Annotated in this window: 22 protein-coding genes and 1 pseudogene; 9 read left to right on the top strand and 14 right to left on the bottom strand. The window is 69.1% G+C overall.

Annotated features, from left to right (window positions below; all coding sequences use genetic code 11):
• The first annotated feature begins 30 nt into the window (after positions 1 to 30).
• From D9R02_RS01245 to D9R02_RS01235, 3 genes are all read left to right on the top strand, one after another.
• Positions 31 to 1,161, top strand: a complete 1,131-nt coding sequence (locus D9R02_RS01245; protein WP_019309212.1) for a YhgE/Pip domain-containing protein — start codon at positions 31 to 33, stop codon at positions 1,159 to 1,161.
• A 968-nt stretch (positions 1,162 to 2,129) separates the two neighbouring features.
• The gene (locus D9R02_RS01240; RefSeq protein WP_019309213.1) at positions 2,130 to 2,570 is read left to right on the top strand and encodes a DUF3054 domain-containing protein; all 441 of its coding nucleotides are present in this window, start codon (positions 2,130 to 2,132) and stop codon (positions 2,568 to 2,570) included.
• A gap of 102 nt (positions 2,571 to 2,672) precedes the next feature.
• Positions 2,673 to 2,954, top strand: a complete 282-nt coding sequence (locus tag D9R02_RS01235; protein WP_029603117.1) for an Lrp/AsnC family transcriptional regulator — start codon at positions 2,673 to 2,675, stop codon at positions 2,952 to 2,954.
• An 85-nt stretch (positions 2,955 to 3,039) separates the two neighbouring features.
• Here D9R02_RS01235 and trpD read toward each other — a convergent pair whose 3' ends face one another.
• On the bottom strand, positions 3,040 to 4,041 hold the full coding sequence (gene trpD, locus D9R02_RS01230; protein WP_183085931.1) for an anthranilate phosphoribosyltransferase: 1,002 nt from the start codon (positions 4,039 to 4,041) through the stop codon (positions 3,040 to 3,042).
• Positions 4,042 to 4,277: 236 nt separating this feature from the next.
• On the opposite strand from trpD, the gene ctaE reads away from it, so the two are divergent.
• From ctaE to qcrB, 4 genes are all read left to right on the top strand, one after another.
• Positions 4,278 to 4,916, top strand: coding sequence for an aa3-type cytochrome oxidase subunit III (gene ctaE, locus D9R02_RS01225; protein WP_019309216.1), 639 nt, complete (start codon positions 4,278 to 4,280; stop codon positions 4,914 to 4,916).
• Between the two features lie 59 nt (positions 4,917 to 4,975).
• The gene (gene qcrC, locus D9R02_RS01220) at positions 4,976 to 5,767 is read left to right on the top strand and encodes a cytochrome bc1 complex diheme cytochrome c subunit (RefSeq protein ID WP_039101168.1); all 792 of its coding nucleotides are present in this window, start codon (positions 4,976 to 4,978) and stop codon (positions 5,765 to 5,767) included.
• 70 nt (positions 5,768 to 5,837) lie between these two features.
• Positions 5,838 to 6,932, top strand: coding sequence for a cytochrome bc1 complex Rieske iron-sulfur subunit (gene qcrA / locus D9R02_RS01215; RefSeq protein WP_039101167.1), 1,095 nt, complete (start codon positions 5,838 to 5,840; stop codon positions 6,930 to 6,932).
• Positions 6,932 to 8,599: a cytochrome bc1 complex cytochrome b subunit gene (gene qcrB, locus D9R02_RS01210; RefSeq protein WP_102613294.1), complete on the top strand. Its 1,668-nt coding sequence runs from the start codon at positions 6,932 to 6,934 to the stop codon at positions 8,597 to 8,599. Before qcrA ends, qcrB begins: the two co-directional genes overlap by 1 nt.
• Before the next feature lie 1,490 nt (positions 8,600 to 10,089).
• On the opposite strand, the gene D9R02_RS01200 is transcribed toward qcrB, so the two are convergent.
• From D9R02_RS01200 to D9R02_RS01180, 5 genes are all read right to left on the bottom strand, one after another.
• Positions 10,090 to 10,494 (bottom strand): cytochrome c oxidase subunit 4, encoded by a 405-nt coding sequence (locus D9R02_RS01200; RefSeq protein WP_121566189.1) that lies wholly within the window; start codon positions 10,492 to 10,494, stop codon positions 10,090 to 10,092.
• Positions 10,491 to 12,212, bottom strand: coding sequence for an aa3-type cytochrome oxidase subunit I (ctaD, locus tag D9R02_RS01195; RefSeq protein WP_121566188.1), 1,722 nt, complete (start codon positions 12,210 to 12,212; stop codon positions 10,491 to 10,493). Before ctaD ends, D9R02_RS01200 begins: the two co-directional genes overlap by 4 nt.
• Before the next feature lie 10 nt (positions 12,213 to 12,222).
• Entirely contained in the window at positions 12,223 to 13,029 is an 807-nt protein-coding gene (ctaC, locus tag D9R02_RS01190; protein ID WP_121566187.1) for an aa3-type cytochrome oxidase subunit II, read from the bottom strand.
• A gap of 395 nt (positions 13,030 to 13,424) precedes the next feature.
• Complete coding sequence (locus tag D9R02_RS01185) at positions 13,425 to 13,793, bottom strand: HesB/IscA family protein (protein WP_019309223.1); 369 nt, start codon at positions 13,791 to 13,793, stop codon at positions 13,425 to 13,427.
• An 84-nt stretch (positions 13,794 to 13,877) separates the two neighbouring features.
• A complete protein-coding gene (locus D9R02_RS01180; RefSeq protein WP_102613298.1) occupies positions 13,878 to 15,290 on the bottom strand; it encodes a dipeptidase in 1,413 nt (470 codons plus the stop codon).
• An 80-nt stretch (positions 15,291 to 15,370) separates the two neighbouring features.
• Here D9R02_RS01180 and D9R02_RS01175 point away from each other — a divergent pair, with 80 nt between their 5' ends.
• Positions 15,371 to 15,988, top strand: a complete 618-nt coding sequence (locus tag D9R02_RS01175; protein WP_235005062.1) for a DUF3043 domain-containing protein — start codon at positions 15,371 to 15,373, stop codon at positions 15,986 to 15,988.
• 75 nt (positions 15,989 to 16,063) lie between these two features.
• Here the strand turns inward: D9R02_RS01175 and D9R02_RS01170 are convergent, their stop codons facing one another.
• The 8 genes and pseudogenes from D9R02_RS01170 to D9R02_RS01135 form a co-directional block, all read right to left on the bottom strand.
• Positions 16,064 to 17,158 carry a quinone-dependent dihydroorotate dehydrogenase gene (locus tag D9R02_RS01170; RefSeq protein WP_121566185.1) on the bottom strand — a complete coding sequence of 365 codons (1,095 nt, stop codon included), beginning with the start codon at positions 17,156 to 17,158 and terminating at the stop codon, positions 16,064 to 16,066.
• 164 nt (positions 17,159 to 17,322) lie between these two features.
• Positions 17,323 to 18,114 (bottom strand): isoprenyl transferase, encoded by a 792-nt coding sequence (locus tag D9R02_RS01165; protein WP_121566184.1) that lies wholly within the window; start codon positions 18,112 to 18,114, stop codon positions 17,323 to 17,325.
• A 71-nt stretch (positions 18,115 to 18,185) separates the two neighbouring features.
• A complete protein-coding gene (gene recO, locus D9R02_RS01160) occupies positions 18,186 to 18,977 on the bottom strand; it encodes a DNA repair protein RecO (protein WP_102613325.1) in 792 nt (263 codons plus the stop codon).
• A gap of 273 nt (positions 18,978 to 19,250) precedes the next feature.
• Positions 19,251 to 21,002: a 2-isopropylmalate synthase gene (gene leuA, locus D9R02_RS01155; RefSeq protein ID WP_039101164.1), complete on the bottom strand. Its 1,752-nt coding sequence runs from the start codon at positions 21,000 to 21,002 to the stop codon at positions 19,251 to 19,253.
• 170 nt (positions 21,003 to 21,172) lie between these two features.
• A complete protein-coding gene (locus D9R02_RS01150; protein WP_039101163.1) occupies positions 21,173 to 22,777 on the bottom strand; it encodes an LCP family protein in 1,605 nt (534 codons plus the stop codon).
• Between the two features lie 90 nt (positions 22,778 to 22,867).
• The gene (locus D9R02_RS01145) at positions 22,868 to 23,917 is read right to left on the bottom strand and encodes a GTPase Era (protein WP_121566183.1); all 1,050 of its coding nucleotides are present in this window, start codon (positions 23,915 to 23,917) and stop codon (positions 22,868 to 22,870) included.
• A 55-nt stretch (positions 23,918 to 23,972) separates the two neighbouring features.
• Positions 23,973 to 24,422: pseudogene (ybeY, locus tag D9R02_RS01140) on the bottom strand (rRNA maturation RNase YbeY); the annotation flags it as partial.
• Between the two features lie 47 nt (positions 24,423 to 24,469).
• Positions 24,470 to 25,585 (bottom strand): PhoH family protein, encoded by a 1,116-nt coding sequence (locus D9R02_RS01135; RefSeq protein WP_121566182.1) that lies wholly within the window; start codon positions 25,583 to 25,585, stop codon positions 24,470 to 24,472.
• Positions 25,586 to 25,842: 257 nt separating this feature from the next.
• Here D9R02_RS01135 and D9R02_RS01130 point away from each other — a divergent pair, with 257 nt between their 5' ends.
• Entirely contained in the window at positions 25,843 to 26,754 is a 912-nt protein-coding gene (locus tag D9R02_RS01130; RefSeq protein ID WP_121240701.1) for a GerMN domain-containing protein, read from the top strand.
• Positions 26,755 to 26,775 lie beyond the last annotated feature (21 nt).

Raw genomic sequence — 26,775 nt, 5'->3', positions numbered from 1 at the left:
AACAATCATTCTTTTTGAAAGGGGTGGGTCATGTCCCACGTCCAGACTCCGCAGCCGCGACGGCGCCCCGACTGGCTCAAGAGCGTCAGAGCGGCCCTGATCGCCTCGGGCGTGGTGGCCGTCGTGCTGCTCGCCTTCGCCTGGCCCACGATGACCTCGACCACCGAGAACCTGCCCGTGGCGATCGTCGGCACGCAGGAGCAGATCGACGCCGTGACCGAGAAGATGCCGGAGAACATGCTGGACCTGCACCCGGTGGCCCACCGGGAGGACGCCGTCAACGGGATCAGGACCCGCGAGGTGTACGGCGGGATCGTGCTGGGGGAGCAGCCCGAGTTCCTCACGGCCAGCGCGGCGAGCCCCGTGGCGTCACAGATGCTCAGCGGCATGGCCACGACCGTGCAGCGCGGCATCGACCAGCAGGTCATCGAGGGAACCACGGAGGCGCTCGAGAAGGTCAAGGAGGCCGCGACCAAGGGGCCCGCGGGCATGGCGGCACTGAGCCAGCAGGCCCCGCAACAGCAGGCTGGCACTCCGCCCACGGTGACCACCACGGACGTGGTCCCGCTGTCCGAGGACGACCCGAAGGGGAGTGGGCTGGCCATCGCAGGGCTGCCCCTGACCATGGGCGGAATGATCGGCGGCATCCTGATCTCCACGCTGGTGACCGGGGTGCGCAAGCACCTGCTGGCACTGGGGCTGTACGGAGTCATCGGAGGTTTCGTGCTGGCCGCCATCCTGCAGGGGCTGTTCGGAATCCTGCAGGCCAACTTCCTGGCCAACTGGGCCGCCATCGGGCTGGGGATCACCGCCACCGCCTCGGTGATCGTGGGGTTGAGCTCACTCATCGGACGAGCGGGGCTGGCCGTGGGTGCGATCCTCACGATGTTCATCGGCAACCCGATCTCGGCGCTGACCTCACCCAAGGAGTTCATCCTGGCGCCGTTCGGGGAGATCGGGCAGTGGCTGGTGCCGGGCCTGTCCGGAACACTGCTGCGGGATCTCTCGTACTTCCCGGAGGCGAACATCGCCGCTCAGGTGTGGGCACTGATTGCCTGGGTGACTCTGGGGATCGTGCTGACATTCCTGGGCCACCACAGGAACGAGTCGTCGCTCACGGGCAAGGATGGGGCGTCGGAACCGGTGGTGGCTGCGGCCTGAGAGGCACTGGGTCGCCCTCAGGGAAACACTCCGAGGGCGACCGCCGCGAATGGCTGCCCGTCGGTGACTACGCTGACCACGCTGACCACGGTGATCAACCGGGAGCCTGCAGCTGAGCATTGTGCTTCGAGGCGGGCGGCCAGAGCGGGTGGTCTGCGGCCGACGGGACGTGATCGGGCGGACAGAGGATGAACGCAGAGGACGAAGGGGAGTCATCGGGCGACGGTTCCCCTTCGTCCGTTCCGCTGTACTTTACATAATGTATATTATCGGCTGTACGGGTGCAGCGTGAGATCTCGGGTCACAGCCCAGAACGACGACCCATTGGACGCCACCTGGAGCCCCCGTGGTGAGGCCCGTCGCATGCGGCACCACGCCGGCCCAGCATTCCGCAACCGTGCGCCGGTTTCGCCCGTCGGCCCTGCGAGCCACAGGCGATGGCGCACTCACGCGCGCTGCCGACCGCCCGCGGTGCCCCATCACCGCAGGACTGGTACAAACCGTCAGTCGCCACCGTGGCGCACCATGGACCCAGTGGTCGGCACTGCATCTCGGCGAGGAATCCAGGACCCTGCGTCCCACTGCGCGTCCCACCACATGGCCGGCGTCACAGTCTCGTGGATGCGGCGTCGCGCCGCCCCGCAGCACACCGATTACCACGGCACACCGGCTGAGAGGCTTCCACTGTGACCCATTGCATGATCACCGTCTTCCACGCCCAGGGCCCCCAGGCCGCCGATGCGGTCTACTCGTCACCCAACACCGCGCAGCGTGCGGCACAGGCGTCTGCTCCGTGCGGACGGCGCGCGGAGCTCCGGGCCCTCGAGGGCTAGGCGGTTGGTGCGACTCCCCCAATGTCCCGTCCTGCACAGGCACGCCATTTCTTCGTGTCTCACGTGAGCCTTGCACCTTTTGATTTGAGTTTCACTGCAGACTTGACTCAGTGAGCGGGCGATAGCATCGACATCATGGACACCGACTCGCCCCACAGCACCGCCGACCGATCCCTCACCACGTCCCCGACCTCCTCCGGTCCCGAGATGCACCGCTCGGGCGAACGGTGGCCCGCGTACCTGGCCACTGACCTCCTGCTGGTCATCGTGTTCGCCGGGATCGGCCGCACGAGCCACGGCGAGAGCCTCTCGGGAATCCTTGTGACCGCGTGGCCGTTCCTCGTGGGCGCGCTCCTCGGCTGGCTGGCCTGCAGAGGAACCCGTCACCCCGCTGCGGTGATCCCCACGGGCCTCTCGGTGTGGCTGTGCGCCGAGGTGGGCGGCATGGTGCTGCGCACCCTCACCGGCCAGGGCACGGCGCTGCCGTTCGTGGTGGTGAGCCTGCTGACGCTGGCGGTGCTCCTCATCGGCTACCGGCTGGTGCTGGCGCTGCTCCACCACCTGCGCTCCCGCTGACACCTCACTCCATGCGTCCCGTCGGCATCCGCGGTGCCCGCACGGGCGCGTGTCGGCCGCACGGCCCAGCTAGGCTGGGACGACCCCGTGGAAAGGAACCCCATGTTCACCGCCATCGTCCTGATCAAGACCTCCTCGGACCGCATTCCCGAGGTCGCGCAGGAGGTCTCCGACATCCGCGGGGTCTCCGAGGTCTACTCCGTGACCGGTGAGTGGGACCTCATCGCCATGGTGCGGGTGGACCGCCACGAGCAGCTGGCCGACGTCATCGCGGACGAGCTCTCCAAGGTGCCGGGCGTGGTCTCCACCAGCACCAACATCGCCTTCCGCACCTACAGCACGCACGACCTCGACGCCGCATTCTCTCTCGGCATCGACGACTGAGACTCACCCGCACGCAAACGCCGCCCACCCGTGTCAGGGGTGGGCGGCGTCGTCGTTCCGGGGCGGCGCACTCCCCCGGGCCGGGTCACTCGGCGGCGAACGCCACCCAGCGCGCCAGGACGTCCCGGGCCGCGCCGGAGTCCACGGCCTCCTCTGCACGGCGCAGCGCACTCGCGAACCGGTCCATGAACGACCCCTCGGCCGACTCCTCCGCGGCCACGAGCCCTGCCGCCGCGTTGAGCAGCACGGCGTGCCGCACGTGTCCCGGGGCCCCGTCCAGCACATCGCGCACCACACCGGCGTTGTAGATGGCGTCCCGGCCCCGCAGGTCCTCCACGGTGGCGCGGGGCATGTCCAGGTCCAGGGGGTCCAGCGAGTGCTCCTGGATCTCACCGTCGCGCACCTCCCACACGTCCGACGGCGCGGTGACCGTGAGCTCGTCGAGCCCGTCGCCTCCGCGGAACACCAGGGCACGGTCGCCACGGTTGCGGAACACGCCGGCCATCAGGGGTGCCAGAGCGGCGTCGGCCACCCCGATCGCGGACGCCCGCACCCGCGCGGGGTTCGTGAGGGGGCCCAGGAAGTTGAAGGCGGTGGCCACGCCCAGGGACTTGCGGGCCGTGGCCGCGAAGCGCATCGAGGGGTGGAAGGTCTGGGCGAAGAGGAAGGTGATGCCCACCTCGGTGGCCGCGCGGCGCACCCGGTCCACGGGCATGTCCAGCTGCACGCCCAGCACCTCCAGGACGTCTGCGGAGCCGGACTTGGACGACGACGCCCGGTTGCCGTGCTTGACCACACGCGCGCCCGCGCCGGCGCACACCAGGGCCGCCATCGTGGAGATGTTGACGCTCGAGAGCCTGTCCCCGCCCGTTCCCACGATGTCCAGGGACGGCCCCGGCACCGAGATGGGGTGGGCGCGAGCCACCATGGCGTCCGCCAATCCGTTGAGCTCGGCGACACTCTCCCCCTTGGTCCGCAGCGCCATGAGGAAGCCCGCGATCACGGCGTCGGGGACCTCCCCCGCCATGATGCGGTCCATGGCCCAGTAGGCCTGGTCCCAGGAGAGGTCCCTGCCCTGGGACAGCATGGTGAGGAGATCGGGCCACTGGGCGGGTGTCACGGTGCTGCTGGAGGTAGTCACGCGTTCGACTCTACCGTTCTGCGGACCGCGCTCCGCCGCCCGGATGGGACCCGCAATCGGTGCGGTGGCGCGGTGCCGCGGGCCCCCGACCGTCCTCCCCCGCCGGCCCGAAGCTGCGACACGGTGGAGCCCCGAGGCCCAGATGGTTGGTCCGCCGGAAGTTTTGGCGACATAATGTCTCTGTGACAACTGCGACTCATACCCCAGCCAAACCGGTGGGTGCGAGCATCACTCGCCCCAACCTCACCTCCGTGGGCACCATCGTGTGGTTGTCCTCCGAAGTGATGTTCTTCGCCGGACTCTTTGCCATGTACTTCACGCTGCGCGCCACCTCACCCGAGGTGTGGGCGGAGAACACCGAAGTGCTCAACGTCCCCATGGCGTCGGTCAACACCCTGATCCTCGTGCTCAGTTCCGTGACGTGCCAGTTCGGCGTGTTCGCTGCCGAGCGGCTCCAGCCCCGGCGCACCGGCGGCCTGTTCCAGTTCTCCAAGTGGGGACTCACCGAGTGGTTCGCGCTGACCTTCCTCATGGGCGCCGTCTTCGTGTCCGTCCAGGTCTACGAGTACGCCTCCCTGGTCGCCGAGGGCGTCACCATCTCGGCCAGCGCCTACGGCTCTGCCTTCTACATCACCACCGGCTTCCACGCGCTCCACGTGACCGGCGGTCTGATTGCATTCCTCTTCATCATCGGCCGCGCCTTCGTCGCCAAGCGCTTCGGCCACTACGAGGCCACCTCGGCCATCGTGGTGTCCTACTACTGGCACTTCGTCGACGTGGTCTGGATCGTCCTCTTCTTCCTGGTCTACTTCATCAAGTAGTCCACCACCGGACCATCCGCCCCTCCCTGATCTAGAACCGAGTAAAAGGAACGTTTGACGTGAAGGCACTCTCACAAAAGCGCCGCCATCCTCTGGCAGCCCTCGCGCTGCTGGTCATGGCTTTGCTTCTGACCGGTGGACTCTACGCAGTTGCCACTACCACCAATGAAGCCAAGGCCGAGACCACCAGCTACTCGGCTCAGGACGTCCAGGAGGGCGAGAAGCTCTTCCAGGCCAACTGCTCCACGTGCCACGGCATGCAGGCCCAGGGCAGCGACACCGGCCCGTCCCTGATCGGCGTCGGCGCCGCCGCCGTCGACTTCCAGGTGGGCACCGGGCGCATGCCCATGCAGATGCAGGGCCCCCAGGCCCCGGTCAAGCCCGAGCAGTTCAGCCAGGAGCAGACCGACCAGCTTGCGGCGTACGTCGCGTCCCTCGGTGCGGGCCCCACGGTTCCCGAGGAGGAGTACCTCGACATCGCCGAGGGCGACTCCGCCAACGGGGCCAAGGTGTTCCTCGCCAACTGCGCCATGTGCCACAACGCGGCGGGCCAAGGCGGCGCGCTGACGCGCGGCAAGTACGCTCCCTCCCTCATGGGCGTCAGCGAGAAGCACATCTACGAGGCCATGCAGACCGGCCCGCAGAACATGCCCGTGTTCAACGACGCCAACATCACCCCCGAGGAGAAGCAGGACGTCATCACGTACCTCAAGACCCTCGACAACAACACCACGGTGGGCGGCTTCAGCCTCGGCTCGCTGGGCCCCGTCTCCGAGGGCCTCTTCATCTGGACCATTGGCCTGGTCGTGGTGATCGGCTTCACCGTCTGGCTGACCTCCCGCTCCGCCTGAGAGCACCCGTCGGCCACCGGCCGGCACCCAAGACACTATTCACAGCACCAAGAGAAGAATGAGGGACCACATGGGCGACCATCGTGATGGCACTCCCCACGACAGCGGGGCGGTAGTCACCTCGGACGGCGCGGACCAGGACCGCTTTCACAACCCGGGGCTTCCGCCGCACCGTCCGCGGGTGACGGACGTCGACCCCAAGGCGGCCAAGCGGGCAGAGCACCAGGTGGTGTTGCTGTTCCTGCTCTCCATCATCGGATCCGTGATCTTCTTCGTGGGGTACTTCGGCGTCCGCGTGGACGGCCCGCTCTACGATGCGGTCAACACGGAGCCCACTTCCCAGCTGCGCCTGCAGAACCTCCTGCTGGGCCTGGGCATCGCGCTCGGAATGTTCGGTATCGGCATCGGCGTGGTCCACTGGGCCCGCACCCTGATGCCTGACCACGAGATCGTGGAGATGCGTCACGACATCCGCACCGAGGAGCAGCGCGCGGACGCGCAGAGCATCCTCAACACAATCTACGACGAGTCCGGCGTGAAGCGTCGTCCGCTGCTGCGCAACACCCTGATCGGTGCCGCCGTCCTGATGCCCCTCCCCTTCGTGGGGCTGCTCAAGGACCTCGGCCCGACCGACCTCAAGGTGCTGCGCCACACCATGTGGGACGAGGGCGTCCGCCTGGTGCGTGACCCCTCCGGGACCCCCATCAAGGCCTCGGACGTCACCCTGGGCTCCGCGTTCCACGTGATCCCCGAGAACCTCACGAGCCTCGGCCACGAAGAGGGCTACCTCGACGAGAAGGCCAAGGCCGTGGTGCTCCTCATGCGTCTGGACCCGGACCAGGTCAACGTGTCCGAGGACCGCAAGGACTGGAACGTGGACGGCATCTTCGCCTACTCCAAGGTCTGCACGCACGTGGGCTGCCCCATCGCCCTGTACGAGCAGCACACGCACCACCTGCTGTGCCCGTGCCACCAGTCCACGTTCGACCTCACGAACGAGTGTGAGGTTATCTTCGGCCCGGCATCCCGCCCCCTGCCGCAGCTGCCCATTTCCGTTGATTCCGACGGCTACCTCGTTGCCCGTAGCGACTTCCACGAGCCCGTGGGACCCACCTACTCCCAGCGTGGTTTCGCCGTCCAAGACATGCAGGATGAGGCGAACTGATGTCCACATCTACCGACTTCGAATACCGGCCCACCACTCGCACCGGACGCATTGCCAACTTCGTGGACACTCGCGTGGGCGGGTCCTCCATCGTGAAGGAGTTCGGGCGCAAGGTTTTCCCCGACCACTGGTCCTTCATGTTCGGCGAGGTGGCGCTGTACAGCTTTGTGATCCTGCTGCTGTCCGGCACCTTCCTGGCCCTGTGGTTCGACCCGACCATGACCTCCACGGAGTACACCGGAAGCTACGTGCCCATGCAGGGCGTGGAGATGTCCGGCGCGTACGCCTCCACCCTGGACATCTCCTTCGACATCCGCGGTGGGCTCTTCCTGCGTCAGCTGCACCACTGGTCCGCGCTGCTCTTCGTGATGGCGCTGTCCGTGCACATGCTCCGCGTGTTCTTCACCGGCGCGTTCCGCCGCCCCCGTGAGCTCAACTGGGTCGTGGGCTGCGTGCTCTTCATCCTGGCGATCGTGGCCGGCTTCTCCGGCTACTCCCTCCCGGACGACGTGCTCTCCGGCAACGGCCTGCGCATTGCGGACGCCATCGCGAAGTCCATCCCCGTGGTGGGCACCTACATCTCGATGTTCATGTTCGGCGGCGAGTTCCCGGGTGACGCGATCATCGGTCGCCTGTACATCGTCCACGTGCTGATCATCCCCGCGCTGATCCTCATGATGATCGTGGTCCACCTCTTCATGGTGGTCGTGCACAAGCACACCCAGTTCCCTGGCCCGGGCCGCACCGAGGACAACGTGGTCGGCTTCCCCGTGGGCCCCGTGTACGCAGCCAAGGCCGGTGGGTTCTTCTTCATCGTCTTCGGCATCCTGGCGCTGATGGCCGGCACCACCACGATCAACGCGATCTGGAACTACGGTCCCTACGATCCATCCCCCGTGCAGGCGGGCTCTCAGCCCGACTGGTACATGGGCTTCTCGGACGGCGGCCTGCGGCTCATGCCCGGCTCGTGGCCCTTCTCGTGGGAGGTGAACATCTTCGGGATCGTCCTCCCCCTGGCCATCCTGCTGCCGCTGATCCCCATGGCCGCGATGTTCGGTGCCATGTTCGCCTGGCCCTGGATCGAGCGTTGGGTGACCCGCGACGACCGCGTGCACAACGTTCTGGACCGCCCCCGCAACGCGCCGTTCCGTACGGCCGTGGGCGCCGCTGGCGTGACCTTCTACGCCGTTCAGATGATCGCCGCTTCCGGCGACCTCATCGCGACCCACTTCCACGTGGCCGTGAACGACGTCATCTACTGGTTGCGCGCGCTGTACTTCCTGGGCCCCATCCTGGCGTTCATCATCGTCCGCCGATTCTGCCTGTCGTTGCAGCGCAAGGACCGCGAGATCGTCCTGCACGGCCGCGAGTCCGGACGAATCCAGGCGCTGCCCCACGGTGAATTCGTGGAGGTCCACGAGCCGCTTGACGAGTACCGCCGCTACAAGCTGGTGGACTTCGAGGACCGACAGGTGCAGCCCGCTCGGGCGAACGCCAAGGGCAAGATCACGTCCTCCGAGAAGATGCGCGGCCGACTGAGCCAGTTCTTCTTCGAGGACCGTGTGGCCCCCGTGACCCCGGCGGAGCTGGAAGCCGCGCACGGTCACCACGGTGCGGAGCCTGTCGCCGTGGGCGCCGGGTCGCACTCGGCGCAGATCGAGAAGTAGCCGCGCACGGGTTAGCAGCCGTTCGGCCGTGGGCCCGTGGAGATCTTCGGATCCCCACGGGCCCACTTTTCATCTGCACTCCTTGAGATGGCCCCGCGGAGGCCAGGCGCTGGTCTGGTCAACGAGGATGTCCGCCGGCGAGGCCTCCTGCCGCGGCCAGAAGAACCCGGGGCCGCGGAGCGCGGGGGGCATCATCAGGTGCCATCTTCCCTCGCTCTGACACCGCGTCCGGGGCTGTAAACCACTACGCGCCCCTGCCCGGACACCACCACGCGCCCCGTTCGCGACACAACCGGCCGACCCAGCTCGGACACAACAAGGCCCCCCAGCACCGATGCCATGCCTCGCACACGCGGTACTGTCGTATGAAGGCGCACATGACAGGCATCCTCCATGCATCTTTACTACTGACCCTCGCGTCGTTGAGGAGGACAGCGGGCATTCCCGTTCACCGCAGCTGGCCCTCACGTCGTGACGTTGCACCTGCCGGCCACAGGGCCGGTCCCGCACAACAACGGCCTCTTTCCCTCCGCGCTCCTGGCGATCCACCCCCGCCAGTCGGGCAGAGTTCACGTGCCTCAGGGGTCCACAGACGCACTCAGGGGTCGGCGGAGGGCACACGCGAACACCCGGGACATGGCCTCCCGTAGCAGTTCCACCACCGGTCGTGTGCTGACGCGCCTCCCCCGCTCGGCGCCGCAGGTCGTGGAAGTTCCTGCTCCGCGGTTATTTGGTCGTCTGCACGCCGTCGCACAGAACCACCGGTCGCGGACGGAGCGCAGCGTTTTCAGCGAGCTACAGGGGCAGCGGAAGCCGGTAGAGTGCCAGGCCCACCCCCGCTGAATGCCGGAGGGAACAGATCCGTCACTACTGGTCTGCCGGAATACCTAGTTACCCGTATTCCGGGCCTGCCGGGCCTACCAATTCTGCTAAGTCCGCTAAGCCTGCCGGGCTTGCCGGGCTTGCCGGGCCTGCCGAGCCTGCCGAGCCTGCCGAGGGAGATGGTGCACCGCCCGACGGGCTATCTGGGGCCCGCGGTTGCGGGGCGCACCGACCTTCTACGAACGTGGATTCAGGGAGGCTATCGACGGGACCACCGCCCGCCGTCGCGGGCTGGGGCCCACGGAGCACCGCCGGCCGTAGCAGGACACCCGGTGCAGGCCCGGGGACCCGCTGAGGTTCCACCCGGGCACGCGGCCGCTGTACGGGTCTTCTCTGTGAGGGCCCTGCCATCCGGGGCCCCGTTACAGGCGCAGGGGGCTCACACGGCCTCGTCCCCGGGTGGGGCTTGGAGGATGGCTCGGTGTCGGTGCCGGTACCGGTGCGCCTCGCCCGTACTCGGTGCTGGTCCTGACATCACGGGGCCTGCCCCTGAGATCAGGCTGCAAACATCTCGGATGCGAAAGTTCGGATGCCGCCGCTGGACATCAAAGAGCCCGCACCGTCCGGGGACAGTGCGGGCTCCTTGAGTGAACCTCAGACGCGTGACGTCAGTGGGCGTGATCTCCACGGCTGTGCTCGAACACGAGGCCGAGCAGACCGAGCAGCGCCACGGGAACAGCGAGCCCCACGATCCACCAGCCGATGGCCAGAGCAGTCACGAACAGCGCGCAGCCGAGACCGAGAAGCAGCGGCCACCAGCTCCACGGGGAGAAGGCGCCGTACTCGCCCGACATCTCCACGATCTCGCCGTCCTCGCGGTCCTCCGGGAGGGTGCCCCCGGTGGAGCGCTGGACGAGCCAGAGGTACACCACGAGCATGAAGCTCATGGCCGCGACCGCCAGCAGAGCCGGGAAGCCCGCGAGCTCCTGGAAGTCCGTGAGGTAGCCGTACACGAACCCGACCACGGTGCAGAAGACACCGAGCATCAGGAAGGTCTTGATAGTGGTGCTCATCGCCCGTTCCTTCCGCTGCCGCCGACCAGGGGGGTCTCGGCATCAAACTGCTGGCTCGAGAACGCGGAGAGCTCCGGGTGGTGGAGATCCAGCGCGGGGCGCTCGGAACGGATCCGAGGCAGGGAGGTGAAGTTGTGGCGCGGGGGCGGGCAGGAGGTCGCCCACTCGAGAGAACCGCCGAAGCCCCAGGGATCGTCCACCTCCACCATCTTGGCGTTGCGGTGGGTGGTGTACACGTTCCAGAAGAACGGGATCATGGACACGCCCAGCAGCATGGAGCCAATGGTGGAGAACTGGTTCATCCAGGTGAACCCGTCCTCGGGCAGGTAGTCCGCGTACCGGCGGGGCATGCCGTCCACGCCCAGCCAGTGCTGGATCAGGAAGGTCATGTGGAAGCCCACGAACAGCAGCCAGAAGTGGATCTTGCCGATTCGCTCGTTGAGCATCTTGCCGGTGAACTTGGGCCACCAGAAGTAGAAGCCGGCGAACATGCCGAACACGATGGTTCCGAAGATCACGTAGTGGAAGTGCGCGACCACGAAGTAGGTGTCCGACACGTGGAAGTCCAGCGGCGGGGTGGCCAGGATGATGCCGGTCAGACCACCGAACAGGAACGTGAACAGGAAGCCCAGCACCCACAGGATGGGAGTCTCGAAAGTGAGCGAGCCCTGCCACATGGTGCCGATCCAGTTGAAGAACTTCACCCCGGTGGGGACCGCGATCATCATGGTCATGAAGGAGAAGAAGCCGAGGGCCACAGCACCGGTGACGTACATGTGGTGCGCCCACACGGTCACGGACAGAGCCGCGATGGCGATGGACGCGAAGACCAGGCCCTTGTACCCGAAGATCGGCTTGCGGGAGAACACCGGAATGATCTCCGAGACGATGCCGAAGAACGGCAGGGCGAGCACGTAGACCTCGGGGTGGCCGAAGAACCAGAAGAGGTGCTGCCACAGGATGGCGCCACCGTTCTCCGGGTCGAAGATGTGACCACCCAGGCGACGGTCCATGCCCAGCGCGAACAGCGCGGAGGCCAGCGGCGGGAAGACCATGATGACCAGCATGGAGGTGATCAGCGTGGTCCAGGTGAACACGGACATGCGCCACATGGTCATGCCGGGCGCGCGCATGCACACGATGGTGGTGATGAAGTTGACCGCACCGAGGATGGTGCCGAAGCCCTGCAGACCGAGGCCGAAGACCCAGAGGTCACCACCGACGCCCGGACTGAACGTGGTGCTGTTCAGGGGCGCGTAGGCGAACCAGCCGAAGGAGGCGGCGCCCTGCGGGGAGAGGAAGCCCGACACCGCGATCAGCGAGCCGAACAGGAAGAACCAGAACGACAGCGCGTTCAGTCGCGGGAACGCCACGTCCGGTGCGCCCAGCTGCAGGGGCACGATGACGTTGGCGAAGCCGATGAACAGCGGGGTGCCGAACATCAGCAGCATGATCGTGCCGTGCATGGTGAACAGCTGGTTGTACTGTTCCTTGGTCTCCAGGATCTGCATGCCGGGCTGGAAGAGCTCGGCGCGGATGAGCAGCGCCATGACGCCGCCCGCGCAGAAGAAGATGAACGAGGAGATCAGGTACATGTACCCGATCGTCTTGTGGTCCGTGGAGGTGAGCCAGTTGACGATCACCCGGCCCTTGGAGCGTGGGACAACGCGGGGTGCGGCTGCTGCCGCGTCGTCCCGCGAATATTCGAGCGTAGACATTGCCTATCCCCTAGTTGTTGGAGGTTGCGTTCTGATTGGGATTGCGGTTGTACTCGTCGCCCACGAGGCCGGTGTTGCCCTCGTCGCGCAGCTTCTGCATCTGGGCGTCGTACTCCTCCTGGCTCACGACGGCCACGTTGAAGAGCATCTCCGAGTGGTACTCACCGCACAGCTCCGCGCACTTGCCGGCGAAGGTGCCTTCGCGACCAGTGGTGAAGCTCATGTAGTTGGTGCGGCCCGGGATCATGTCGATCTTCTCCAGGAATGCCGGAACCCAGAACGAGTGGATGACGTCACGGGACGTGATCTCCAGCTCCACCTCGCTGTTGGCGGGGAGGTACAGGGTGGGCAGCGTCTCCTCGACGCCCGGCTCACCGGTGAGGTGTGCCTGGACGCCCTGGTAGTGGACGTCGTCGTCCACGTAGTTGAAGTCCCACGCCCACTGCTTGCCGTAGACCTGGATCTTGGCGTCCGGGTTCTCGAAGCGGTCCGTGATCTCGGTCTGGGCGCGGAAGGAGAAGAAGAACAGCGTCACGATCATGGCGATCGGGACGATGGTGTAGAAGATCTCCAGCGGTGCGTTGTACGCGAGCTGGCGAGGGTAGCCCGTCTCGTTCTTGCGCCGGCGGTAGGCCACCATGCACCAGAGCATGAGGCCCCACACCAGGAGACCGACGGCGAGGGCCGCGACCCACGAGCCGATCCACAGGTCCATGATCAGATCGGCGTTGTCGGTGGTGCCACGTTCGGTGGGCAGGAAGCCCACCTCGACCTGCTCCGAGCACGCGGTGAGCGAGATCGTCGCCAGGACTGCCACTGCCGAGAGCTTCAGCTTCCGACCGCGGCGGCTGCCGGTTCGAGTTTGCGAACTCACAGACGGCCCTTCCTCTTCTGTACGTGGGCTCGGCGTCGGTCCTGCGCGTGGGCACAGAGGACACGTTGCCCGTTAATGGTTCTCCCTGGGAAGCTTACCCCTCACCCCCTCGATGTGCTGACACTGTGTCAGCGCGCCGTGTCGTGCCCGCCCACGGGGCGGTGTCCCGCTCCCCCGGGCCACGCGGCGTCGTCGTGCGCGTGCGGGGGCAGGGGTCCGCTCGCCCGGTGGAGCCGGCGCGGGGGCGTCACGGGGTGCCGTGGCCGAGGTGTGCGGGCATGGAAAAGGGGTGCGCCGGGCCCGTCAGGCCCTGCGCACCCCTTCGCGACGGCGTGGTCCTAGTGGAAGCTGTCCCCGCACGCGCAGGAACCCTGCGCGTTGGGGTTGTCGATCGAGAAGCCCTGCTTGGAGATGGTGTCCTCGAAGTCCACGGTGGAGCCGCTGAGGTACGGGACGCTCATCTTGTCCACGATGACCTCCACGCCGCCGAAGTCGCGGACGTGGTCCCCGTCCAGGACCCGCTCGTCGAAGTACAGCTGGTAGATCAGCCCGGAGCAGCCGCCGGGCTGCACCGCGACGCGCAGGCGCAGATCCGTGCGACCCTCCTGCTCGAGGAGGTCCCGGACCTTCTGGGCGGCGTTGTCGGTGAGCAGGACCTCGTGGGCGGGCAGGTCCTGGGTGGTCTCGTTGTCCGTGGTGACGCTCATGGTGCTCGCTTTCTGTGCGACCCGGGGGCCAGCCCCTGAGTGCGGTTCAACGGTTCTGCGGGTGGAACGCGGTGGTGCGCGGAATCATTCCGCGGCGCCACGCCCCTGTTCGGCGAGGGCGGTGAGGACCAGGGCCTCGGCCGTCACGGCGTGCAGGAAGTCCCCGATGTGCAGGGACTCGTTGGCGCTGTGGGCGCGCGTGTCCGGGTCCTCGATGCCGGTGATCAGGATCTGCGCGTCCGGGTAGGCCTCCGTGAGCGTGGCGGTGAACGGGATCGACCCGCCCATCCCGGCGGTCACGGCCGGACGTCCCCAGGCCTGCTCGAAGGCCCACAGCGCGATCTGCGAGCTCACGGCGGTGTCGTCCGCGCGGAACGACGGCCCGGCCTCCTCGACCTCGAACGTCACGTGCGCACCGAGCGGGGCGTGCTCCAGCACATGCGTGCGCAGCGCCTCGGCGGCCTCCTTGGGGTCCTGCCCGGGGGCCACGCGCAGGCTGAGCTTGGCTCGGGCGCTGGCGGCGATGGTGTTGGAGGCGTGGTCCACGTCCGTGACGTCGATGCCGGTCACGGAGATGGCTGGCTGGGTCCAGATCCGGGAGGAGATGGAGCCGCGCCCGGCCAGCTGCACGCCGTCGAGCACGCCGGCGTCCGCGCGGAAGCGGGCCTCGTCGTAGTCCACGTCCGTGGCGTCCTCGCTCAGCAGCCCGGCCACGGCCACGGCACCGTCGTCGTCGTGCAGCGTGGCGATCAGTCGGGACAGCAGCGTGGGCGCATCCAGGACGGGACCGCCGAACATGCCGGAGTGCACCGCGTGGTCCAGCGCGCTGATCTCCACGATCCCGCCCACCACGCCGCGCAGCGTGGTGGTCAGGGCGGGGACGCCGACCTCCCAGTTGGCGGAGTCCGCGATCACGATGACGTCCGCGGCGAGCTTGTCCTTGTGGGCCGCCAGGAAGGCCTCGAAACCGGGCGAGCCGGCCTCCTCCTCACCCTCGACGAACACGGTGATACCCAGTCCGGGCTCTTCGCCGTGGTGCTCGAAGAACGCCCGGAGCGCTCCGACGTGGGCCATCACTCCGGCCTTGTCGTCGGCCGCGCCGCGACCCCACAGACGTCCGTCCTTCTCCACGGCCTCGAAGGGCTCGGTGTTCCACAGCTCCCGCCTGCCCGGGGGCTGCACGTCGTGGTGGGCGTACAGCAGGATCGTGGGGTGCCCCGGAGCCGCGGCCCGGCGCGCGACGACGGCCGGGTGGCCCGCGTCGTCCGGCGACGGCACGCGCAGCACCTCCACGCTGTCGAACGGCAGACCGCGCAGGAGGGCTGCGACGGCCTCGGCGCTGCGGTCCAGGTCGGCGGCGTCGAACGAGTCCCAGGCGATGCCGGGAATCGCGACGAGTTCACCGAGCTCGCCGAGCAGCGTGGCGCGGGAGCTCTCCACGCTCGCCCGGAGGGCCTCGACGGTGTCGGAACTGGGACGTGTGAAGTCTGTGCTCATGGGGCCAGCCTAACGGCGCCCGCTGCGAGGTGGCAGGTCGCACGCGCGGAGCCCACCCCGGACTCCGTTAGGCTGGTCGGGTGTTTGGACGCAGGAAGACAGAAGAATCCACGGGTTCCACCGCCGTGCGCGCCACGGCCGTGACCGAGCCCGCCGAGACCCCGGACCGCGGCGGGCAGCCCGCCGACGGCCGCAAGGGCCGCCCCACTCCCACCCGAAAGGAGCAGGAGGCCGCCCGTCGCCGCCCCCTGGTCCCCGAGGACCGCAAGGCCGCCAAGGCGGAGTCCAAGCAGGCCGAGCGCCAGCGCCGCGCGCAGGCCCAGGCCGGGATGGCCGCCGGTGACGAGCGCTACCTGGGTCCGAGGGACGCGGGCCCCCAGCGCCGTTTCGCGCGTGACTGGGTGGACTCGCGGTTCAACGTGGGCGAGTACGTGCTGATCTTCCTGCTGCTCGTGTTCCTCATCCTCTTCCTGCCGGTGCAGTCCCTGGCCATGACCCTGATCTGGGTCGTGTACGGGTACGTGGCGCTGAGCATCATCGACGCCGTGATCATGTCCCAGCGCATGCACAAGGCCATGCAGCGCAAGTTCGGCACCGTGCAGCGGGGCACGCGCTGGTACGCGTCCATGCGAGCGTTCACGATCCGCCGGCTGCGCCTTCCCAAGCCGCAGGTGCGGCGGGGCGAACGTCCCGAGTGACGCCCGACCTCGAAGGACAGGGGCCCGGACCACGGTGGTGGTCCGGGCCCCTGTCCTTCGCCGGGGCGGCGACGATCAGCGGGTGGTGCGCCGGGCCGCGCGCCGCAGGCCCTTGTTGATCCGTGCGGCCCAGAACGGCCCCTCGTAGAGGAACGCGGTGTACCCCTGCACGAGGGAGGCACCAGCATCCAGGCGCTCCACGACGTCCTCCGCCGTGGTGACACCGCCCACCGAGACGAGCACCAGACGGTCCCCCACGTGCGACTTCAGCAGCCGGAGCACCTCGAGGGAGCGCCGACGCAGCGGGGCACCCGACAGGCCACCGGCACCGCAGCGCACGACCTCGTCCTGCTCCGTGGTCAGTCCCAGCCCGTCACGGGCGATCGTGGTGTTGGTGGCCACGATGCCGTCCAGCCCGAGGTCCATGGCCAGGTCCGCCACGGCGAGCACGTCCTCGTCCGCCAGGTCCGGGGCGATCTTCACCAGCAGCGGCACCCGCCGGGAGGTGACACGGTCCGCCTCGGCGCGCACGGCACGCAGCAACGGCCGGAGGGAGTCCAGCTCCTGGAGCTGACGCAGCCCGGGGGTGTTGGGCGAGGAGACGTTGACCACCAGGTAGTCCGCGTAGGGGGCCAGGAAGCGCGTGCTGCGCACGTAGTCCTCGGTGGCGTGCTCCAGCTCCACCGCCTTGGTCTTGCCGATGTTCACCCCCACCACGGGACGACGCCGCCCGGTCCGGGCCGCCTCCTGCGCCAGGCTCTGCAGCGCAGCCGCCACGCGGGGGGCCACCGCCTGGGCTCCGTCGTTGTTGAAGCCCATCCGGTTGACCACGGCGCGGTCCCGCACGAGCCGGAACAGGCGGGGGCGCGGGTTGCCGGGCTGAGCGTGCCCCGTGACCGTGCCGACCTCCACGTGGCCGAAGCCCAGGTCGGTGAGGGCGTGGACTCTCGTGGCCCCCTTGTCGAAGCCGGCGGCCAGCCCGAAGGGCGAGGGGAAGGTCAGGCCCATCACGGTCACCTCGTTCCCGGCATCCGGGGCAGTGAACCGCGAGAGCACGCGGCCCAGTCCGCAACGACGGGTCAGCGAGATGCCGGCGAAACCCAGGGTGTGGGCAAGTTCGGGATCCATCCAGGAGAAGGCGGCCTTGAAGAAGGCGGGATACACGCGCATGGGTCCAGTTTCCCACACGGGCTCCGGGCCGAGATCGGTCTGCGTCGGACGGGGAGCCGCGGGAGCCACTGGGTGGCGTGATCGGTGCCCTAGTGCTTCAAGTTTCAGGTGACTGTCACTGGTTGGCGCTCAAGTTTTGATGAAGACTTCCAGCATTGAGCCCGTCAGGATCCCTTCGGATTCACGGCCTGATCCACCGCTCCCCCGTACCGCCGGTCCCGCTCCACGTAGTCCTGGACTGCTCGCCACAGCACCCGCCGGTCCATGTCCGGCCAGAGCACGTCCAGGAACACCAGCTCGGCGTAGGCGGACTGCCAGAGCATGAAGTTGGACAGCCGCTGCTCCCCGGAGGACCGGAGGAACATGTCCACGTCCGGCAGCTGCGGCTCGTCCAGGTACCGTTGCACGGTGTCCTCCGTGATGGACCCCGGCTTGAGCAGACCCTCACGGGCGTCACGGGCCATGGCTGCGGCGGCGTCTGCAATCTCCGCCCGGCCGCCGTAGTTCACGCACATGGTCAGCGTGATGACGTCGTTGCCCTCCGTTTCGCGCTCGGCGGTCTCCAGCCGCTTGATCACCGAGCTCCACAGCCGCGGGCGTCGCCCGGCCCAGCGGACCCTGATCCCCCACTCCTGGAACGTGGGCAGCTGGCGGGACATCACGTCCCCCGTGAAGTTCATGAGGAAGGCCACCTCGGACGGTGAGCGCTTCCAGTTCTCCGTGGAGAAGGCATATGCGGAGACGTTGGGGATGCCCAGCTCGATGGCACCGGCCACCACGTCCATCAGAGCCCGTTCCCCGGCCCGGTGGCCCTCCGTGCGCGGGAGTCCCCGCTGATTGGCCCACCTGCCGTTGCCGTCCATCACGAGCGCCACGTGCTGGGGAAGAAGGGCGGGGTTGATGTCGGGCGCGGTCTCCCCGCTGGAGTGCGGCGGCGGGGGGCTGAAGCTGTTCACTCGGTGGTCCTCTCGGAGCGACGGTCGGTACTCCCCCACCCTAGGACCTGGCACGGCCCACCCCGTGCGGGTCAGCGGTCCGCGGGGGCCTCCGGTGCTGCGTCCCAGGCTCCCGCTCGCTCCACGAGAGCCAGGGCTCGCACGGTGCGCTCCATGTGCCACTGGACGTAGGTGGCCACGAACCCGGCCGCCGCACGCGCCGTCCGGGGATCGGCGGCGTCGATGGTGGGCCAGTGACCGCGCAGCAGACCGTCCAGCAGCTGGAACGTGGCGTCGCTCGGTGCGGCCGAGCCCGGGGGACGGCACTGCGGGCACACGGCCCCGCCGAGTGCGGCGGAAAAGGACCGGTGGGGCCCGGGAGCACCGCAGCGGGCGCAGTCCACGAAACTCGGCGTCCACCCCGCCAGGGAGACGGCCCGCAGCAGGTAGGAGTCGAGGATCCGCCCGGGTTCGTGCAGCCCCCGGGCCACCGCCGAGAGCGCTCCGACGAGCAGCCGGTAGTGCTGAGAGGAGGTGTCGTGGTCGTCGGCGGTGAGTTTCTCTGCCGTCTCCGCCATGGCCGCGGCCGCGGTGTAGCTCTCGTAGTCGGAGGCGATCCGCTCCCCGTAGGACCGCTTGCCGATGGCCTGGGCCACGATGTCCAGGGTCCGCCCGTGGACCAGCTGCACCTCGGCCACGTTGAACGGTTCGAGGCGGGCCCCGAAACGGGACGTGGTGCGGCGCACGCCCTTGGCCACGGCCCGCACCTGCCCGTGCTCGGCGCTCAGCAGGATCACGATGCGGTCCGCCTCACCCAGCTTGTAGGTGCGCAGCACCACGGCGTCGTCGCGGTAGCTGCGCGAGGCGAAGGTTGAACGGGCCACGCGCGCCATTGTGCCACCCCGCGCGGTGCCCTGCGCGCTGGTCCCGGAGCGCGGTCCGCACGGACGACGCCGCCCCTCGGTCTGCGGGACCGCGGCGGTGCGGTCCGTGCCCCGCCGGGGACCGCACGGTGCCGGGCCGGTGGCTGCGCCGCGGTCCGGAGCCACCGGGGTCCGACGATCCCTGCGGTGCACCGTCGGGGCCCGGCCGTGCTGGCCGGGGCCCCGACGGGGGCGGAACCGCAGCCCCCGCGAGCCCGGACGGGGACGTCGGGCTCAGTCCTGCTCAGCGCCCTGGGCGTCCCTCACCGCGCGGTTGACGGCCGAGATCACGGCCTTGAGCGATGCACGGGTGGTGTTGCTGTCCATGCCGGCGCCCCACAGCACCCGGTCCCCCACCGCCAGCTCCACGTAGCTGGCCGCCTGGGCGTTCGAGGAGGCGGACAGGGTGTGCTCGGTGTAGTCGAGCAGGCGCACGTCCACACCCTCCTGGTTGAACAGGTTGATCAGGGCGTCGATGGGACCGGTGCCCTGCGCGGTGCGCTCGCGGTGCTCACCGCCCACGTCCAGACCGATCTCCAGCACGGTGCCGCCCTCGTCCTCCGCGTGGGTGGAGATGGAGGTGATGCGGTAGTGGCCCCACCGGGAGGTGCCGTCCGTGGTGGGCAGGTACTCGTCCGAGAAGATCTTCCACAGCTGCTGCGCCGAGACCTCGGAACCGGACGTCTCCGTGTACTTCTGCACGGCACCCGAGAACTCGATCTGGGCGCGGCGGGGCAGGTCGATCCCGTACTCGCTCTTGAGCAGGTAGGCCACACCACCCTTGCCGGACTGCGAGTTCACGCGGATCACGGCCTCGTAGCTGCGCCCCACGTCCTTGGGGTCGATGGGCAGGTACGGCACCGCCCACTCGAGGTCGTCCACGCCCACGCCCTGCTGCTCGGCGTCGCGCTGCATGGCCTCGAAGCCCTTCTTGATGGCGTCCTGGTGCGAGCCCGAGAACGCCGTGAACACCAGGTCCCCGCCGTACGGGCTGCGCTCGGGGACGGGCAGCTGGTTGCAGTGCTCCACGGTGCGGCGGATCTCCTCGATGTCCGAGAAGTCGATCTGCGGGTCAACTCCCTGGGTCAGCAGGTTCAGACCCAGGGTCACCAGGTCCACGTTGCCGGTGCGCTCGCCGTTGCCGAACAGGCACCCCTCGATCCGGTCCGCCCCGGCCAGGTAGCCCAGCTCCGCGGCGGCCACACCCGTGCCGCGGTCGTTGTGGGGGTGCAGGGACAGGATGATGTCCTCCCGGTGGTACAGGTGACGGCCCATCCACTCGATGGTGTCCGCGTACACGTTGGGGGTGGCCATCTCCACGGTGGCGGGCAGGTTGACGATCATCTGCCGTCCGTCGCCGATCTCGAAGGTCTCGGCCACCTCGTTGCAGATCCGGGCCGCGAACTCCAGCTCGGTGCCGGTGTAGGACTCCGGGGAGTACTCGTAGACGACGTTCGTGCCGCTGAGCTGCTCCTCGTACTTGCGGCACAGGCGGGCCCCGGTCAGGGCGATGTCCACGATCCCGTCCATGTCCTGCTGGAACACCACGCGCCTCTGCAGGGTGGAGGTGGAGTTGTAGAGGTGCACGATCGCGTTCTTGGCGCCGTCGATGGCCTCGTAGGTGCGTTCGATCAGGTGCTCCCGGGACTGGGTCAGCACCTGGATCGAGACGTCGTCCGGGATGTGACCGCCCTCCACCAGAGTGCGCACGAAGTCGAAGTCGGTCTGGGACGCGGACGGGAAGCCCACCTCGATCTCCTTGAAGCCCATGCGCACGAGCAGCTGGAACATCCTCAGTTTGCGGTGGGAGTCCATGGGGTCGATCAGGGCCTGGTTGCCGTCCCGCAGGTCCACGGCGCACCAGCGCGGCGCCGTGGTGGCCACCTTGTCCGGCCACGTGCGGTCGGACATGTCGAACGGGAAGTTCTGCTGGTACGGGGTGTACTTGTGGGCGGGCATGCCGGAGGGGCGCTGCAGGTTCTTCACGGGAGGGGCCTTTCGAGCTGTGACGTGGTGGCCGGCACCGGGCGACTCCGCAGCGGGTGCTCGGCCGTCGATCGTTGTGTCAGGCCCCGCTGCGGCACGTAAGCAGGAGTCGCTGCACGTTGGTCCGCATGTGATCCAACGTACCACCCGGGGTGGGCATCACCACAACGTCAGCCGTCCGCTGTGGCCTGGCACGTGAACTGCTCCGCCGTCTGGCCGTCGAGCCCGTCCGGCAGCTGCTGGTCCCGGGTCATCCGGTCCCCGCTCGTGAAGTCCTGCCCCACGGCCACCTCCACGCCCTCGACCTCGTAGGACGCCACCAGCTGACTGTCGGAGACGTTGAGCAGCCGCGCGACGTCGTCCGCGGCCACCGCCCAGTCCGGGTGGTAGAAGATCTGCGTGGCTGACAGCTGGGCGCCCGAGCGGCCGCTGCGGGTCTGCTCGTAGCCGGCCTTCTTCAGCACGGACACGAGCTGCGCGTCCCGCCCTCCCGCGTCCGAGCGGTTGATCACGGTCACGGGCACCAGGGCCGGGGCCACCGCGGGGGCGCTCGCGGAGGGCGTGGCGCTCGACGGCGCGGCGGCACCGGGTGCCGCCGGTGCGGCGTCGTCCGGTGTGGCGGGCGACGGCGCGGACGGGGAAGAAGAGCCCTGCGTGCCGCCCGTGACCCCGACGTCCTGCTGGAGGGTGGCGAACAGCTTCTGGGCCGGCTGCTCCTCGAGCTGCAGCCGGTTGGGGTCCTCCGGGTGCGGGTGCGTGGGGGCCGTGACGAATGCGATGCTGCCCGGGTCGATGCCGTTGAAGGTGCCCCCGATCTCCACGAGCGCGGGAATGGAGGTGAGCCCCTGGTCCACGTGCAGGTTCTGCGTCATGACCTCGGCGATGTGGTAGAGCTGCGGCAGGTTGGTGAGCGTCCCGTCCGCCTGGATCTTGCGTGTCAGGGACGCCAGGAAGGCCTGCTGGGAGCGGATTCTGGCCTCGTCCCCGCCGTTGCCGAACGCGGCGCGGGAGCGCAGGAACGCGAGGGCCTGCTCCCCCTCCACGGTGGAGATGCCGGCGGGCAGCTTCAGCCCGGACTTGGGGTCGTCCACGGCCTCGTTGACGCACACCTCCACGCCGCCCACGGCGGTGGAGAGCTCGGTGACGGCGTTGAAGTCCGCCAGCATGAAGTGGTCCACGTCCACACCGGTGAGCTTGTTGATGGCCGCGACCGTGCACCCGGGGCCGCCGCGCTCCACCGCGCTGTTGAGCATGTCCGTCCCGGCCGGGTAGACCTTCCCGGACTCGGGGTCGGTGCACTGCGGGATGTCCACCACGAGGTCCCGTGGGAAGGACACCACGGTCACGGCGTCCCGGGCCTCGGTGACGTGCACGAGCATCATCACGTCCGTGCGTCCCTCGGAGTCCTCGGCGCTGCCGTACTCGCTGTTGCCCTTGCCGCTGCGCGTGTCCGAGCCCATCACCAGGATGTCCAGCGGGCCACCCTCCACCGCCCCGGAATCCTCCGAGAGGTCCAGCGGGCTGGACGTCAGGTTGCTCGTGAGCCGTAGCGCCGCCACCCCGCCCAGTCCGATCACGCTGATCAGCGCCAGGACCACGAGGATCACGGCGATCCTGCGGGTCGAGGAGCGGTGCTCCCGGGCCCGGTGGTGGCGTCCCGTCTGACGGAGCTCGAACGGCTCCTCCGCCGGCGCGGCGCTCTGCGCGGGCTGGGAGGCCCACGGCGCCGCCGCACCGGGATCACGGCGGCTGCGGTGACTGGGACTGGGTTCCACCGGTGACTCCTGGGAAGTTGGTCTCGCGGGGTCGCGGCGCCGACGATCGCTCCGGCGCGGTGCGCCCCGCGGGGGACGGCGCGGACCGGGTCAGAACCCCAGCTTGGACAGCTGCCTGGGGTCCCGCTGCCACTCCTTGGCCACCTTGACGTGGAGGTCCAGGTAGATGCGGGTGCCGAGCAGCGCCTCGATCTGCTCACGGGAGCGCGTGCCGATCTCGCGCAGCCGCGCCCCCCGCTTGCCGATCACGATCGCCTTCTGGGACGGACGCTCCACGTAGAGGCTCGCGTGCACGTCCAGCATGGGGTTCTCGGGCGAGCGCCCCTCGCGCTCGGAGACCTCGTCCACCACCACGGCCAGGGAGTGCGGCAGCTCGTCCCGCACGCCCTCCAGGGCGGCCTCGCGGATGAGCTCGCCCATCATGGTGATCTCCGGCTCGTCCGTGAGGTCACCCTCCGGGTACAGCGGCGGGGGAACCGGCATGAGGGACACGAGCAGCTCGCCCAGCTCGTCCACCTGGTAGCCGTGCGCGGCGCTCACGGGGATCACGTGGGCCCAGCCGGCGTCCTCGTCCGACGCCGCATCCCGGCTCGGCGCGGAGGGGGGCCGTCCCGACGACGCGGCGTCGCGGCGTCGTTGGCGGGCCTCACGCTGGGCGCGCTCCGCGGTGACGACCTCGCGGCCCAGCTCGCTCACCGCGAGCAGCTGCTCCATGAGCCGGTCCTGCGGCACGAGGTCGGCCTTGGTCACGATCGCGACGACCGGTGTGCGCCCCACGGCGGCAACCACCTGCTGCGCGATGTAGCGGTCCCCGGGACCCACCTTCTGGTCGGCGGGAACGCAGAAGCCGATCACGTCCACCTCGCCGAGGGTCTCCGCGACCACGTCGTTGAGCCGCTGACCCAGCAGGGTGCGGGGCCGGTGCAGGCCGGGGGTGTCCACGAGGACCAGCTGTCCGTCCTGGCGGTGGACGATGCCGCGGATCGTGTGCCGGGTGGTCTGCGGGCGGTTGGAGGTGATGGCCACCTTCCGTCCCACCAGGGCGTTGGTGAGCGTGGACTTGCCCACGTTCGGGCGGCCCACGAACACCGCGAATCCGGCGCGGAAGTCCTGCTCGGCGGGGGTGCTGTCCTGGCTCATGCGACGTCCTCGGAAGATCGGTGCGTGGTGCGGTGCGGCGGGTGGGGGGGCATGACATCGTCTCCACGGGCGCGTCGCGGCCGAGGAACTCCTCGAGCAGTGCGCGCTGCGCGCGGAACATGCGCTCGCGCTCGTCCTCCTCCGCGTGGTCGTGGCCGAGCAGGTGCAGCAGGGAGTGGGCGGTGAGCAGGCACAACTCGTCCTCGGTGCTGTGCCCCGCGGCCTCCGCCTGGCGCTGCGCCACCGGAGGGCACAGCACGACGTCCCCGAGCACTCCCAGGGAGGGCTCCTCCGGGGTGCCCTCCCGCAGCTCGTCCATGGGGAAGGACATCACGTCCGTGGCGCCAGGCAGCTCCAGCCACTGCTCGTGCAGCTGGGCCATCTGCTCCTCGTCCACCACGGCGATCGAGACCTCGGTGTCCGGGTGCAGGTGCCAGCGCCGGAAGGCGAGCTCCACGAGCGCGCTCAACTGGGCCGTGTCCACCGCGCGCCAGCACGGCGCCAGGACGGCCTGGTCCTCGGGGGTCTCCCACGGCAGGTCGAACGCGACGCTCACCGCGCGGACCCCTGTCCCGGACCGGCCTCCGCAGTCCCGTGGGCGGGGCGGGCGGCACGCCGGTCCTCCTTGCGCCGCGCGCGCTCCACGCGGTGCCTGTTGGTCGTGTCGAACTGGTCGTACGCGGCCACGATCTCCCCCACGAGCTCGTGGCGCACCACGTCCGCGGAGGTCAGCTCGCAGAACGCGATGTCGTCAATCCCGCCCAGCACGTGCTGGACCTGGCGCAGCCCGGACTTGGTGGCGCCGGGGAGGTCCACCTGGGTGACGTCACCGGTCACCACGATCCGGGAGCCGAAACCCAGTCGGGTGAGGAACATCTTCATCTGCTCGGGCGTGGTGTTCTGGGCCTCGTCCAGGATCACGAAGGCGTCGTTGAGCGTGCGCCCTCGCATGTAGGCGAGCGGTGCCACCTCGATGCTGCCGGCCTCCATGAGCCGCGGAATGGACTCGGGGTCCATCATGTCGTGCAGCGCGTCGTAGAGCGGGCGCAGGTAAGGGTCGATCTTGTCGTTGAGCGATCCGGGCAGGAACCCCAGCCGCCCCCCCGCCTCGACCGCTGGCCGCGTGAGGATGATCCGGTTGACCTCCTTGGCCTGCAGCGCGCGCACGGCCTTGGCCATGGCCAGGTAGGTCTTGCCGGTGCCCGCGGGGCCGATGCCGAACACCACGGTGTGCTCGTCGATCGCGTCCACGTAGGTCTTCTGGTTCACCGTCTTGGGGCGGATGGTGCGCCCGCGCGTGGACAGGATGCTCGTGGACAGCGCGCTCGAGGGCCGCAGGTCCTGCGCGTCACGCATCATGCGGGCCACGCGCATCACGGTGCGCTCGGTGATCTCCGTGCCGCGCAGTGCCATGGCCAGCAGCTCCTCGAGCAGCGACGCCGCCAGGCGGGTGTCCGTCACGGGCCCCTCGAGCACCACGTCCAGGTCCCGCACGGTCATCCGCACGGCCGGGAACTGCTGCTCCAGCAGGCGCAGAGTGGTGTCCGCCTGGCCCAGGCAGCGGACGGCGGTGTCCCGGTCCGGCATGTGGACGCTCACACGGGTGGTCTCACGGCTGGGACGGGATGCGGTGGTCAGGGTGTTGTTGCCCTCGAGTGCTTCGGTCATCGCCCCCAGCCTATCCGCTCACAGCCCGGCCGGGGCCGCGGGTTGCAATCCGGTAACGGTCCCGTGCGCACGCGCGCAACGGTGGCACCGCACGTTTCTCCCCCGGTAGGTTGTGTCGTCGGCGGGACGCCCGCCACCACGACCACCGCCGGGCCGGGGACGGCAGCCACCGTCTCCTCGGTCCACAACGCCACCCGCGGCGTCGTACCGCCCGTCACGACCACTGCGACAGGCACCCAGGCGACGGAGAGGAACCCATGACGACCCGCATCCTGCACCGCGTCACCGCGCTCGCGGTGGCGGGCGTGCTCGCCGTCGGCGTCTCCTCGTGCGGCAATGCGGCAGACCGCCCGGACAACAAGTCCGCGGCCGCGCCGGGCATCGGCGCCGCGCCCGGCAGCACCAACGACTCCGTGGACGGTGTGGCCACGGAGCAGGCCCCCGTGTACTGGGTGGGCACCGGCGAGGAGTCGGACTACCTCCTCCGGGAGTTCCGCACCCCCGTGACGAGCGACATCGCAGATCCCGTGGCACGCGCGGCCCTCACCGTCACCGCGGCCGCGCCCTCCGACCCCGACTACCGCACACTGTGGTCCGCGGTCGACACCGTGGGAACCAGCGTCACCCCGGACGGCACCGTCACGGTGGACCTGCCGGCTGCGGCGTTCACCGCGCAGCTCTCCGAGCAGGACGCCCGGATGGCGCTGCAGCAGATGGTCTACACCGTCTCCGCCGCCGCGGTCACCGCGGGCCTGCTGGACTCCTCCACCGCCAAGGAGGTCCGCATCCTCGTGGACGGGCGCACGGGGTACCGAGCCTTCGGCGCGGTGACCCTGGACGACCCGCTCACGCGGGACCCCGCGCTCGCGGCGCCCATCTGGCTCATCGACCCCCAGACGGGCACGGATCCCGGCAGCCCGCTCACGATCTTCGCCCGCATCCTGCCCTCCGTGCACAACGTCCGGTGGGAGATCACCTCGGGCGAGCGGCGCGTCAAGGGCGACACCGTGGACGGACCCACGCCCGGCACCGATCCCACCACAGGAACGGAGCTGCGCACCGTCGTGGACCTGGAACCGGGGACCTACACCATCCGGGTGAGCGGCACGGACGAGCAGGGCCACACGATCGCGGACGACCACGAGATCACGGTGTCCCCCGCGGACTGAGCACGGTCCGGAACCGTCCTC

This window comes from Kocuria rhizophila (genome assembly GCF_003667225.1).
Taxonomy (GTDB): Bacteria; Actinomycetota; Actinomycetes; order Actinomycetales; family Micrococcaceae; genus Kocuria; species Kocuria rhizophila.
The sequence above is the reverse complement of the archived record's forward strand: the minus strand, read 5'-3'. Positions and strand labels throughout refer to the sequence as shown.

Bases quoted from the DNA above. Each gene is read 5' to 3' on its own strand.
- D9R02_RS01245 (WP_019309212.1), top strand. From the start codon at position 31: ATGTCCCACGTCCAGACTCCGCAGCCGCGACGGCGCCCCGACTGGCTC.
- D9R02_RS01240 (WP_019309213.1), top strand. From the start codon at position 2,130: ATGGACACCGACTCGCCCCACAGCACCGCCGACCGATCCCTCACCACG.
- D9R02_RS01235 (WP_029603117.1), top strand. From the start codon at position 2,673: ATGTTCACCGCCATCGTCCTGATCAAGACCTCCTCGGACCGCATTCCC.
- trpD (WP_183085931.1), bottom strand. From the start codon at position 4,041: ATGCTGTCCCAGGGCAGGGACCTCTCCTGGGACCAGGCCTACTGGGCC.
- qcrA (WP_039101167.1), top strand. From the start codon at position 5,838: ATGGGCGACCATCGTGATGGCACTCCCCACGACAGCGGGGCGGTAGTC.
- qcrB (WP_102613294.1), top strand. From the start codon at position 6,932: ATGTCCACATCTACCGACTTCGAATACCGGCCCACCACTCGCACCGGA.
- D9R02_RS01200 (WP_121566189.1), bottom strand. From the start codon at position 10,494: ATGAGCACCACTATCAAGACCTTCCTGATGCTCGGTGTCTTCTGCACC.
- ctaD (WP_121566188.1), bottom strand. From the start codon at position 12,212: ATGTCTACGCTCGAATATTCGCGGGACGACGCGGCAGCAGCCGCACCC.
- D9R02_RS01185 (WP_019309223.1), bottom strand. From the start codon at position 13,793: ATGAGCGTCACCACGGACAACGAGACCACCCAGGACCTGCCCGCCCAC.
- D9R02_RS01180 (WP_102613298.1), bottom strand. From the start codon at position 15,290: ATGAGCACAGACTTCACACGTCCCAGTTCCGACACCGTCGAGGCCCTC.
- D9R02_RS01170 (WP_121566185.1), bottom strand. From the start codon at position 17,158: ATGCGCGTGTATCCCGCCTTCTTCAAGGCCGCCTTCTCCTGGATGGAT.
- D9R02_RS01145 (WP_121566183.1), bottom strand. From the start codon at position 23,917: ATGAGCCAGGACAGCACCCCCGCCGAGCAGGACTTCCGCGCCGGATTC.
- D9R02_RS01135 (WP_121566182.1), bottom strand. From the start codon at position 25,585: ATGACCGAAGCACTCGAGGGCAACAACACCCTGACCACCGCATCCCGT.
- D9R02_RS01130 (WP_121240701.1), top strand. From the start codon at position 25,843: ATGACGACCCGCATCCTGCACCGCGTCACCGCGCTCGCGGTGGCGGGC.